This window comes from Brevibacterium sp. (assembly GCF_052105255.1).
Lineage (GTDB): Bacteria > Actinomycetota > Actinomycetes > Actinomycetales > Brevibacteriaceae > Brevibacterium > Brevibacterium linens_B.
Genome location: NZ_JBQDYQ010000016.1, coordinates 1 through 11,336, shown reverse-complemented (window position 1 = coordinate 11,336; position 11,336 = coordinate 1). Strand labels below are relative to the sequence as shown.

The following is an 11,336-nucleotide window of genomic DNA, read 5'->3' as shown; positions in this document are numbered from 1 at the left end:
AGGCGGACGTTTCGCCGAGAGCATGCCGGGTGCCTCTCGCTGAGTCGGCGGTGCCTGTGCGTCGTCTCCGATAGGCTGGAGGGATGGATCCGAACCTGCTGGCCCAGCTGCACGGCGATGACTGGCTGGAGCTGTCGGCATTGGCGAAGAAGAACACGCTGACACCTGAGCAGACGACCCGTTTCCTCGAGCTCTACCGGACCGCGTCGAAGGATCTCTCACGCATCACGACGGTGGCTCCCGACTCTCTCGAAGCCGCTCGGCTCTCGGCGATCGTCCACCGCTGTCGCAATCATCTCTCGTCCGTGCCCAGCGGAGGACTGTCCGGGCTGTCACGGTTCTTCGTCATCAGTCTGCCGCTGTCGCTGTACCGGCTGCGCTGGGACTTCGTCATCGTGGCCGCCGGATTCCTCGCCGTCGCCGTCCTGTCGGGCATCTGGGCGGGAACCCACCCGGAAGTGCTCGAGACCTTCGGTGATCGAGAGTTCCGACGGCAGTTCGCCGAACATGATTTCGTCGACTACTACAAGGAGAATCCGAACGGCTTCTTCGCCGTCGGCGTGTGGACGAACAACGCGTGGATCGCCGTCCAGTTCGTCCTGCTCGGCATCACCGGCGGCTATGTCATCGTCGGGCTGTTCTCGAATGCCGTCAACGTCGGCTTCTCCGGGGCGATGATGTTCGAGTTCGACCGGGCCTCCGACTTCTTCCTCTATATCCTGCCCCACGGGATCCCGGAGATCAGCTGCATCATCCTCGCCGCTGCCGCAGGTCTGCGTCTCTTCTTCGCCTGGGTGGTGCCGGGCCCAAGGCTGCGCCGCGACAAGCTTGCCAGCGAGGCCCGATCGCTGCTCGTCGTCGCCGGAGGTCTCGTGCTGCTGCTGTTCGGTTCGGGTCTCATCGAAGGGTTCGTGACCCCGAACCCGATTCCGCCGGCGCTCAAGATCGCGATCGGCGTAGCCTACACCGCCGCGGTCGTCGTCTACGCCGGGTACTTCGGCAAGCGGGCTGCCGCCGCCGAACTCAGTGCTGATCTGGATGATCACCAGGCCGGGTACTCGGTCATCTCGACCGACCGCTGACCGGCGTCGCGGTCACAGCTCGCCCCTGACAGGGGCACCAGTCACAGCCCGCCGGTGACTTTGAGCCGAATGTAGAGGTCGGCCAATGCTCCGGGAAGCTTCTCAGGCAGAGCATGGACGCAAGCGACGCCGATCCCGCGCAGTCGAGTCTGCAGCGACGCCGTCGCGAGCATCTCGGCCTCGGCGGCCGCAGCCGTGTAGACATCGTCGACATCGCCGCGCTGGGACGCCAACGCTGACAATGCCGGATCGTCGACCCCGGCGACGACGACGCGGTGGTGAGCCTCCAGAGTCGGCAGCACGGGCAGGATGTCCTCGGCGACCGTCGCTTCGTCGAGCTGCGTGACCAGCACGACGAGCGCCTGCTGCCTGGACGTCTGCAGAACTGCTGCGGCGATCGACTCCCAGTTCGCCTCGTAGAGCTCCGGATGCACCGGCGTCAGAGCGACAGACAGGTCATGGACCGGGTCGTGAGCGCGATGGCTCGATGCGGCTGCACGTACCCGGGCATCGGCGACGATGACATCGACCCGGTCGCCGGCACCGGTGGCCAGAGCCGTCAGCAGCAGAGATGCCTCTAAAGCGGCGTCGAAGACCGTGCCTTCGCCACAGCGACGGGCGGCGAAACGGGAGGAATCGACGACGATGACGACGCGACGATCCTTCTCCGGTCGCCAGGTCTTGACCACGAGGTCCTGAGCGCGAGCACTGGCCCGCCAATCGATGGACCGGACATCGTCACCGTCGACATAGTCGCGCAGCGAATCGAATTCGGTGCCCATTCCGCGGATCATCACCGCCGAGCGTCCCTCGAGTTCGCGCAGCTTCTGCGTTTTCGACGGCAGCTCCCGCCGAGACACGAACGGCGGCAGGACCCGCACCGAGGCGGGAACATCGATGCTTTTCTGCCGGTGGATCAGCCCGAGCACACTGCGGCTGCGCACCGTCACCAGATCGCCCGGCAGCGCTCCTCGCCTCCTCGGCTCCAGCTCGGTGGTCACCTCTGCCAGCTCACCGGGTTCGAGCACATGGTGAGAGCGGGTCGCGACGGCACCGGCGCTCGGTGCCCAGGCGTCGCGGACGTGGAGACGCAGTCGGCGGTTCGTTCCGTTGATCAGGGTCAGAGTGCAATGGGTGCCATCGCCGAGGCGGACCATCGGTCCCGGGGTGCGCTGGAGTTCCAAGCCGTGGATCCGGGGAACGAGGAAGAAGTCGAGGACCGCGGCCAGGACGATTACCCCGGCCACGATCGATGCCGTCGGCCACGTGGGCACCAGCATGACGGGGACGAGGCCGAGGAGAGCGAGCAGGAACAGGCGGGTGGTCATTCAGCGCGGCACTTCGGTGGTGGCGATGATCGAATCGAGGACCTGACCGACGTCCAGACCGTCCATCTGCGCTTCGGGGCGCAGAATCACCCGGTGCGACAGCGACATATGGGCCAGGGCCTTGACGTCATCGGGGGTGACATAGTGCCTGCCGCTCAGCCACGCATGAGCACGGGCGGCACCGAGCATCCTCGTCGCTCCACGAGGTGAGACTCCCAGGGCCAGAGACGGGGTCTGGCGGGTGGCTCGGGCGAGATCGACGATATAGCTGATGATCTGCGGGGCGACGTAGATCTTCGCAATCGCGTCGCGAGCACGGGCGATGAGGTCGGCATCGGCGACCGGACGCAGACCTGCCGCTGTCAGGGACCCGGCGTCGAAGCCTCTGGCATGACGGTCGAGGATCTCGAATTCGTGATCCCGCTCGGGCAGGTCGAGGACGAGTTTGAACAGGAACCGATCGAGCTGGGCCTCCGGGAGCGGATAGGTGCCTTCGTATTCGACGGGATTCTGTGTGGCCGCGACGAGGAACGGTTCTGGCAGCTTCCGGGAGCGGCCGCCGACGGACACCTGATGTTCCTCCATCGCCTCGAGCAGAGCCGATTGGGTCTTCGGCGGAGTGCGGTTGATCTCATCGGCGATGAGGATGTTCGTGAACACCGGGCCGGGCCGGAATGAGAAGTCGGAGGCGGATGCATCGTAGACCAACGAACCGGTGACATCGCTGGGCATGAGGTCGGGCGTGAACTGCACACGCGAGCTGTCCAGGCTGACCGCGGCGGCGAAGCTGCGCACGAGAAGGGTCTTCGCCACTCCGGGAACTCCCTCGAGCAGCACATGCCCTCGGCACAGCAGCGCGATGAGCATCCCCGTGACTGCTTGGTCCTGTCCGACGACGGCCTTGGCGATCTCGGTGCGCACACCGGTGAACGCGTCACGGACCGGGTCCAGCTCCGCCTGCGGAGTCGCTGCGCTGTCCGCGGCGGGAGTCTGTTGCGAGACCGGCTCCTGGGGCCGTGGTGCGGCCGGCGGCTGTGGGGCAACCGGTTCCTGAGGGGTCGTGGGGCCCTGGGGCGGCGGGGTCATGGGATCTCACTTTCGATCTGGGTGAGCTGATGGACGAGTTCGATGAGTTCGGCGTCGGTGTGCGCCGACGCGGAGACGAAGACGTGGTGGAGTCGGCCCGGGTCGGCTCCCGTGACGGCTGCGATACGGGCGATGACGTCGGGGGTGCGGGCATCGGAGCCGAGGCTCAGCCGTCTGCCGATGCGCAGCAGCGCACCGGTCCGCAGAGTGTGCAGAGCCCCGTCCCGATCGCGACTGCGAGAGCTCAGCGCGGCCCGGCCGTGCACGGTCTCGACAGCGGGCACGACGACCGGCAGGCGCTCGAGGGCCAGCGGTCCGAATCGGCGCCCGATGACGAGCAGCAGGACGACCAGGCAGGGGACCAGCCACAGGACTCCCGCGAGGAACCAGCCGGGCACGAAATCGATCGTCGACGGAGGGGGCTGCTGCTGTCCCGAACCGTCGAAGGTCGGATAGTAGACGACGAGGTTTTGCGTCTGGGACAGCTGCGAGAGCACAAGGGAAGCATTGCCCTCTTCGTCGATGTTCTCATTGGTCACCCAGTCGGGATTGCCGAGCACGGCAAGCGGCACGGAACCGCCTGTATCGGTGACGAACTGTCCGCGTGCAGACCCGGGGGCCACCTCGGCGCCGTCGACCTCAGCGACCCCGGGCCCGGTGAACGGGTAGCAGGCGGTGATCCCGTCGGTGCCCTTCTTCGCCTCCGCGTATTCGACCTCGCCCGTGGTCACGGCACCGGCGCCGCGGGCCAGCGGTGAGTCGCAGGCCGCCGGGGACGTAGCATCGGGGTTCGCCAGCGGGCTGAGGTTGTCGTTGACGGTGATCCGGTCGGTGAACTCCGAGACCGTCGGACCCGGGTCGACGAGGACGAGCCGGCTGCCGTGGGTGGCCAGGGCGTATTGGAGGCCGTCGATGTCTCCGGGCGACAGGGCAGCGGTGTTCGTGGGAATGAACAGGGTGGTGTCGGGGCGGGCGGCGGCCGTGCGAGCCTGCTCCTGATCCTCTGTGGTGGTGACATCGACATCATGATCGCGCAGGGTCTCGACGAGGGCCTTCGTGCCGGTGCGCGCCGTCGAATCATAGTGCAGGGGCTCTTCGGACCCGTCATCACCGGTCAGCAGCACGAGCGCGATTACGGTGATGAGGATGACGAAGGCCGCGACGATCCACACCGAAGCCGAACGCAGACGAGCACGCAGCGGGATCCCCACGGTCGAGCGGGTGCCACGGGCGGCGACGTCGAACTGTGCGCTCATGCCGGTGCCTCCTGCCGGCCTGCGCCCTGACGGTCGCGGTGGCGGACCGGCAGGACGCTCAGCCTCCGGTCGAGTGCGCACAGCTCCGCATAGACCTCCTCGAGGCGGCGGTTCGTGCGTGCCTGCCTCGCGGTCGCCTCCCCGTAGCGGAGGTCGTTGAAGACCTCGGCCACGCCGTGGACGGCGGAACCGTGTTCGGGCAGGGCCGCCTGGGCGGAACGGGCGATCTCATTCGCCGTGGCAGAGGACTCGAGCGAGACGACCTGCTTGAGAGACAGGACCGCGAAGATCGCACGGGATTGATCGATGACTGCGGTCTCGAAGTCCCCGACGCGGGCGGCCCGGGCCGCGCTCTCGCGCCACGGGCCGGGTTCGGGCTGGGACACGACCGGGTCGAATGCTGACAGCGGGACGCCGACACGACGGAATCCCGCCCGACGAACGCGCCAGACGACTCCGGCGATGATCGCGGCGAGTGCGAGGACGACGCCGATGAGCAGCCACGGAGAATTCGCGCCGAGGGCGGCAGCGACGAGCGAATCCCACAGGGAGGCAAGCCACCGGCCGATCTGCTCCAAGGGGGTGAGATCGTTGGCGGCGTATTCGGATTTCGACAGTTCGTGCTCGACCCATTCGCGACCGGTGTCCCGGTCGATGCTCGCCTCGGCGATGGGGGAGAGGATCATCGGTCCTCCTCTTCTCGGATGAGGACGAGGTCGAGTCCCTCTGACCGCATCTGCTGGTCGAAGAAGCAGACCGTGACCAGGCAGGCGAAATAGGCGAAGAGGACGGCCGAGGAGATGAGCGTGAGTCCGAGCAGCAGACCGACGGAGACGATCGCGATGGCCGCCTGCGCCGTCGTCGACTCGGCGGTCGTCGACATCCCGACGCCCAGAGCCAGCGAGATGATGAAGACGATCGGGGTGATGATGAGCTGGACGAGCTGATTGGACAGGAAGTACCCGAGCGCCAGTTGGCCGAGCATCCTCCAGAAGCCGCGCCCGGTCAGCCCCCACGAGCGTCGGAGTCCGGCGCGGACGCTCAGACCCTCCACCGCGATCGCCGAACCGAGGAACGCCAGCCGCAGGTTGATCCAGATGAGCGCGACGAACCACAGCAGTGCGGCCAGGGCGGCCCAGACGAAGGCGAGGATCGCCGAATCGGCGCTTGCGAACAGCAGAGTCGGAGCAGTGAGGGCCAGCAGCAGGCCGAGATTGATTCCGCTCATCAGCAGCGTGGCCAGGACAAGGCGCCACCGGCGACCGGAGAGGGACTTCCACGCCGTCGACAAGGTGGTTCGGCGGGCGCCGAAGGAGGCACGGGTGCCCGTGGCGATGAGTCCGGAGAGCAGGTGGGCCAATCCGAGGCTGAGCAGACTCAGCGCCACCGAACCCAATTGGGCCACGGCGATGAAGCCGGAGACGGCATCGTCATTGCCGCTGAGGTCGGTGAAGAACGGAAGGAACTGCACGGCGATGACGGCGCCGATGGCGGTGAGCAGCAGGCTCCAGAGGGTGAAGACGATGAGGGAGGAGCCGACGGACAGAGTCGGGATGAAACGCAGCAGGCGGAAGCCGGAATCCAGGGCCTCGATGAAGGTCAGCGGGCGTTTGGGCAGGAGCCCGCGCGGTGGAGGCGGCTGCCAGCCGCGAGAGGGTGGGGACGGCGAACGACGCTGCCACCGGCCGGTGCGCCAGTCGACCTCCGAGGTCCATGCATTCGTCTGTCCCATCACACCAATCCTGCCATGATTCACCGAAGAGCGCCGAGAGGTCGCCCTGTCCTGATCGGTGCGCGTCGACCGCGCAGATCCGTACTCTCGGAAGTCTGTGGGGTCCGTGATCGGGTCCCTGCCGGGCCCTGTTCTGGGCCGTGGCCGAAGCACCGGCGACCGCTGTCATCAGACGCGGTGCATGAGGTCGTCGACAACGCCCGATAGGCTAGGGGTGTCGAGAACCGAAGAACACGCGAACATAAGGGACAATGGGAGCATGAACGCTCGAATCCTCGTAGTTGATGATGACACGGCTTTGGCCGAGATGATCGGAATTGTGCTCAAAAGCGAAGGCTTCGAGCCCTTCTTCTGCGCCACCGGAGACCAGGCCTTCGAAGAGTTCCAGAAGGTCAATCCGGACCTCGTGCTCCTCGACCTGATGCTGCCCGGCAAGGACGGACTCGAAGTCTGCCGGGAGATCCGCGAGGTCTCATCGGTGCCGATCATCATGCTCACGGCGAAGTCCGACACCGTCGACGTCGTACTCGGCCTCGAATCCGGTGCCGATGACTATGTGCCGAAGCCGTTCAAGCCCAAGGAGCTCATCGCCCGCGTCCGGGCTCGCCTGCGGATCTCAGAGCCGCAGGCTCCCGAGCTGCTGACCGTCGGCGATGTCGTCGTCGACGTCGCCGGTCACACGGTGACCAAGGGCGGATCGCCGGTATCGCTGACTCCTCTCGAATTCGACCTCCTCGTCGCACTGGCCCGCAAGCCGTGGCAGGTGTTCTCCCGCGAGACCCTGCTGGAGGAGGTGTGGGGCTACCGCCACGCCGCCGACACCCGGCTGGTCAATGTCCATGTGCAGCGCCTGCGGTCGAAGATCGAGCGCGATCCGGAGAAGCCGGACATCATCGTCACCGTCCGCGGCGTCGGCTATAAGGCCGGCCGAGCCGCGTGACTTCCGAGTCGGTCGCGGACGGCCCCGTCCGCACCGCGGCCTCGGCACTGAAGACGTTCTGGAATTTCATCCTCCGATCGTTCAGCCACTCCCTGCAGGTCCGCATCGTCGTGCTCACCATCGTGCTCACTTCGGTGGCGATCTTCGGTGTCGGCACCTATATGTCCCAGCAGATCGCCCGCGGCCTCTTCGACACCCGCCTGGATTCCCTGTCCTCACAGACACGGTCGATCCTGGCCGAGCTGCGCTCACTGGCACCGGTCGACGGTCAGGCGATCACTCAGGACACGCTGAGCTCGCAGCTGTCATCGATCTACAACCGTTCGGCGGGGTCCGTGTATTCGCTGACCCTGCAGCCGAAGGATCCGAATTCCTCGTTCTCGACGATCACGGCCGGTGGAGCGAACGAAGACGGAGAGTCACCGCAGGTGCCCATCTCCGATGAGCTGCGCGAGGCCATCCGCAAAGCTCCGGATGATGACAAGCTCTACCAGTCGGTGAGCCTGCCCGACGGCTCAGGACCGGGGCTGCTCATCTCGCAGGAGCTGCAGATTCCGGGGGCCGGCCAGTTCCAGCTGTACTACCTCGGCGATCTCAGTGAACAGCAGGACACGCTCAACTTCGTGCAGCGGTCGATGTTCGTCGCTGCCCTCGTCCTCGTCGTCCTCGTCGGTGCCGTCGCCTGGATCGTCACTCGGCTGGTCGTCACCCCGGTGCGCACCGGCGCCGAGGTGGCCAGGCTCATTGCGGATGGCGACCTGGACGAACGCATGCCCGTGCACGGCAACGACGAGATCGCCGTCCTCGGTGAGAGCTTCAACGATATGGCCGATACCCTGCAGCACCAGATCGAGCAGATGGAGCGGCTGTCGGTGCTGCAGCGGCAGTTCGTCTCCGACGTCTCCCATGAGCTGCGGACACCGCTGACGACGATCCGTGCCGCTGCGGACCTCATCTATGATTCCCGCGACGACCTCGACCCTGTCACCGCACGCAGTGCGGAACTGCTGAACTCGCAGGCCGAACGCTTCGACAACCTGCTCTCCGATCTGCTGGAGATCTCCCGCTACGATGCCGGTGCCGCGGCACTCGTGCCCAAACCCGTCGATATCGGCGCGATCGTGACCTCCGTGATCGAGACAGTGTCGATGGTGGCCGAACAGATGGCGACGGCCATCGTCGTCCATGCACCGTCGTCGCCGGTCATGGCTGAGGTCGATCGGGTGCGCATCACCAGGATCGTGCGCAACCTCGTCGTCAACGCCATCGAACACGGTGAGAACAACCCCGTCGACGTCTATGTCGCCTCCAACGCCGAGGCGGTGGCCGTGAGCGTGCGCGACCACGGAGTCGGCATGAACGAAGAACAGGTCGAACACGTCTTCGACCGGTTCTGGCGTGCCGATCCGGCACGCAAGCGCACCCTCGGCGGGTCGGGTCTGGGGCTGGCGATCTCACTCGAGGACGCCCACCTGCACAACGGCTGGCTGCAGGTCTGGGGCAAACCGGGCGAGGGGTCGTGCTTCCGGCTGACGATTCCGCGTCGCCCCGACCAGGAGATCACCTCCTCGCCGCTGCCCCTGCCGCCTCGCGATGCGCAGGTCCGCGGTTCCGCACTCGTGGCGGGACCTCTGTCCTCGGACGGATCCGTCCGCATCCAGACCGGATCGATCCCCATCGTCGTCGAAACCGAGCCGGAGATGCTCGACGTCGATCACGACACCCCCGCCGCCGCTGCCACGCAGTCCGCATCGCCTCAGGAGACCGAGCGAATCGGCGAGCCGGACACCGCCGAGGCGGGCGACCAGTCCCCGGACATCATCGAACCGGACCCGGACGGCGACAGCGTGAACGACAGCAGAGGAGGACGCTCATGACCCGGTCGACGCCCAGGAGCTCCCGGATGAAGACCATGCTGGTCTCCGTCCTCACAGCCGTGGCTCTCGTCGGCTGCTCGTCGATCCCGACCTCATCACCCGTCGGCCATATCGAAGACGACTCGGGTGATGCGGGTGCGAACAATGCGCGGATCCCCGACGGTCCAGAGCCCGGCGACAGCCCATCGGACATCGTGCGCGGCTTCCTCCGGGCCGGAGCGGGTGCCGGCAACAACTTCTCCGTGGCCCGATCATTCCTCACCGAAGGCGAGGCACAGAAATGGAGTCCGCAGGAATCGGTGTCGGTGCTGCCCAACGGCACGGATCTCGATTCCTTGAACGTCGGGACCACCTCTGATCAGAAGTCGATGAGCATCTCGCCTCCGGTCGTCGGCCTCGTTGATTCCTCCGGGGTGTACAACTCGACCGAACCGGGCACTCGTTCCACCCTGGAGTTCTCGCTGCGGCAGGAGAACGGGGAGTGGAGGATATCCTCGGCGCCGGACGGGCTGCTCATCAGCCAGACCGACTTCCGGACGATCTTCCTCAACTATTCGCTGCAGTTCTTCACCTCCGACTATTCGTATCTCGTTCCTGACTCCCGTTGGTTCCTTCGGTCCTCCTCGACTCCGACTGTGCTGATGAACGAGCTGCTCAGCGGACCTGCGCCCTACCTCTCGGGAGCGGTGGTCACCGCGATCCTCGATGGTGCGAAGCTCGGCGACTCGAATGTGGTCACGATCGAGAACGGTGTTGCCCATGTGTCCTTGGGAGCACAGAATCCGGCTCCGTCCGACCGCGAGAAGGGGCTGATCCGGCAGCAGATCGCCACCACTCTGCAGGTCATTCCCTCGATCTCGGCCATCGAACTGAGCATCGGCGGACAGACGATTCCGGCCAGCCTGCAGCCGAAGACCGACACTTCGGTCCAGGTGGACGGGCCACCCGTGGTTCTCGCCGATGACCACCTCTCCCGAGTCTCGGGAACGACCGTCGCCAAGGTCGAGAACAGTCCGGATCTGAAGAAAGCGAAGGCCAGCGATCCTGCGGTGTCATTGGACGACTCGCTCTATGTGTATCTGGCCGATGACGGCAAGCAGCTCATGCGGTTGAAATCCGATGCCGTCGATGCCACCCCGATCCTCAAGGGCAAGAAGCTCGTGCGCCCCAGCATCGATCGCTTCAATACGACCTGGACGGGCGAGGCGGAGAACAAGGGCGAGCTGAAAGCCGTCGGTCGAGACGGCGAGTCATTCACTGTGGCCGCCGATTTCCTCAACGGACGACGGCTCGTCGATATCGAGGTCTCACGCGATGGAACCCGTGTCGCTCTGCTCAGTCGGCACAAGGGGGAGCCGGACCGTGTCGACGTGGTCGGTGTGCCCAGGGACAAGGCGGGCAATCCATCCGGCCATGTCTCCGAGACATCGATCGAAGTGGGCGCGAACTTCGACGAGGTCAAGGACATCTCCTGGGCAGGATCGACGAATCTCGTTGCTCTGGCCGCAGAGGAGGGTGATGCTGCGCAGCCGTTCCGCATTGGAGTCACCGGGCCTGCAGAACAGCTCGGCGAGGTCTCCGGCGGTAGCCGTATCGCCGGCGGAGCGGACGGACGCTCGATCCTCGTCACCGGTTCCGACGGTGCGCTGTACAGCTACAACTCGAACGCATGGCAGAAGCTCGTCGACGTCACCGCCAAGGATCCCTCGTATCCCGGCTGACCCGAGGGACAGTGCGGTGGTGGAGGTGGTCCGGAGGGCAGCTGGCAGCCGCCTTGTGGGGCCGGGTATGGAGTAGATTGCTCCCATGGGGCTGCTCGGGGAGGTCGGCGAACTGCTCCTGCCCCGCCGGTGTGCCGGATGCGGGCGGGAGAACGTCTCGCTGTGCACCCGTTGCCTGCAGCTGCTCGGTGGGATCCCACGGGCGATGGAACCTCGTTACGGCTCGATTCCGATCGTCGGGGTCTGCGAATACAACTCTCAGATCTCGAAGATGGTCGTCGGGTACAAGGACGAGGGACGTCGGGACATCCTCG

9 protein-coding genes and 1 pseudogene are annotated in these 11,336 nt (G+C 65.9%); 5 read left to right on the top strand and 5 right to left on the bottom strand.

The features are described 5' to 3' along the window. Positions 1 to 83: 83 nt before the first annotated feature. The gene (locus tag ACTIIH_RS06650; RefSeq protein ID WP_441451200.1) at positions 84 to 1,082 is read left to right on the top strand and encodes a stage II sporulation protein M; all 999 of its coding nucleotides are present in this window, start codon (positions 84 to 86) and stop codon (positions 1,080 to 1,082) included. Between the two features lie 41 nt (positions 1,083 to 1,123). Here the strand turns inward: ACTIIH_RS06650 and ACTIIH_RS06645 are convergent, their stop codons facing one another. The 5 genes from ACTIIH_RS06645 to ACTIIH_RS06625 are packed head-to-tail and all read right to left on the bottom strand — an operon-like array spanning position 1,124 to position 6,484. Beyond that, positions 1,124 to 2,410: a DUF58 domain-containing protein gene (locus tag ACTIIH_RS06645; RefSeq protein ID WP_441451199.1), complete on the bottom strand. Its 1,287-nt coding sequence runs from the start codon at positions 2,408 to 2,410 to the stop codon at positions 1,124 to 1,126. Next, the gene (locus ACTIIH_RS06640; RefSeq protein ID WP_441451198.1) at positions 2,411 to 3,496 is read right to left on the bottom strand and encodes an AAA family ATPase; all 1,086 of its coding nucleotides are present in this window, start codon (positions 3,494 to 3,496) and stop codon (positions 2,411 to 2,413) included. Further along, positions 3,493 to 4,752 (bottom strand): DUF4350 domain-containing protein, encoded by a 1,260-nt coding sequence (locus ACTIIH_RS06635; RefSeq protein ID WP_441451197.1) that lies wholly within the window; start codon positions 4,750 to 4,752, stop codon positions 3,493 to 3,495. Before ACTIIH_RS06635 ends, ACTIIH_RS06640 begins: the two co-directional genes overlap by 4 nt. Beyond that, entirely contained in the window at positions 4,749 to 5,438 is a 690-nt protein-coding gene (locus ACTIIH_RS06630; protein ID WP_441451196.1) for a DUF4129 domain-containing protein, read from the bottom strand. The genes ACTIIH_RS06635 and ACTIIH_RS06630 overlap by 4 nt, the downstream gene beginning before the upstream one ends. Beyond that, positions 5,435 to 6,484, bottom strand: a complete 1,050-nt coding sequence (locus ACTIIH_RS06625) for a hypothetical protein (protein ID WP_441451195.1) — start codon at positions 6,482 to 6,484, stop codon at positions 5,435 to 5,437. Before ACTIIH_RS06625 ends, ACTIIH_RS06630 begins: the two co-directional genes overlap by 4 nt. Positions 6,485 to 6,743: 259 nt before the next feature. Between ACTIIH_RS06625 and mtrA the strand changes: the two genes are divergently transcribed. The 4 genes and pseudogenes from mtrA to ACTIIH_RS06605 form a co-directional block, all read left to right on the top strand. Then, on the top strand, positions 6,744 to 7,424 hold the full coding sequence (mtrA, locus tag ACTIIH_RS06620; RefSeq protein WP_025777175.1) for an MtrAB system response regulator MtrA: 681 nt from the start codon (positions 6,744 to 6,746) through the stop codon (positions 7,422 to 7,424). Beyond that, on the top strand, positions 7,421 to 9,301 hold the full coding sequence (gene mtrB, locus ACTIIH_RS06615) for an MtrAB system histidine kinase MtrB (protein ID WP_441451194.1): 1,881 nt from the start codon (positions 7,421 to 7,423) through the stop codon (positions 9,299 to 9,301). The genes mtrA and mtrB overlap by 4 nt, the downstream gene beginning before the upstream one ends. A gap of 26 nt (positions 9,302 to 9,327) precedes the next feature. Further along, the gene (locus tag ACTIIH_RS06610) at positions 9,328 to 11,022 is read left to right on the top strand and encodes an LpqB family beta-propeller domain-containing protein (RefSeq protein WP_441451193.1); all 1,695 of its coding nucleotides are present in this window, start codon (positions 9,328 to 9,330) and stop codon (positions 11,020 to 11,022) included. A gap of 85 nt (positions 11,023 to 11,107) precedes the next feature. Then, positions 11,108 to 11,336: pseudogene (locus ACTIIH_RS06605) on the top strand (ComF family protein); the annotation flags it as partial.

Coding starts and splice junctions, on each gene's coding strand:
- ACTIIH_RS06650 (WP_441451200.1), top strand. CDS start 84: ATGGATCCGAACCTGCTGGCCCAGCTGCACGGCGATGACTGGCTGGAG.
- ACTIIH_RS06645 (WP_441451199.1), bottom strand. CDS start 2,410: ATGACCACCCGCCTGTTCCTGCTCGCTCTCCTCGGCCTCGTCCCCGTC.
- ACTIIH_RS06610 (WP_441451193.1), top strand. CDS start 9,328: ATGAAGACCATGCTGGTCTCCGTCCTCACAGCCGTGGCTCTCGTCGGC.
- ACTIIH_RS06630 (WP_441451196.1), bottom strand. CDS start 5,438: ATGATCCTCTCCCCCATCGCCGAGGCGAGCATCGACCGGGACACCGGT.
- mtrA (WP_025777175.1), top strand. CDS start 6,744: ATGAACGCTCGAATCCTCGTAGTTGATGATGACACGGCTTTGGCCGAG.
- ACTIIH_RS06640 (WP_441451198.1), bottom strand. CDS start 3,496: ATGACCCCGCCGCCCCAGGGCCCCACGACCCCTCAGGAACCGGTTGCC.
- ACTIIH_RS06635 (WP_441451197.1), bottom strand. CDS start 4,752: ATGAGCGCACAGTTCGACGTCGCCGCCCGTGGCACCCGCTCGACCGTG.
- ACTIIH_RS06625 (WP_441451195.1), bottom strand. CDS start 6,484: ATGGGACAGACGAATGCATGGACCTCGGAGGTCGACTGGCGCACCGGC.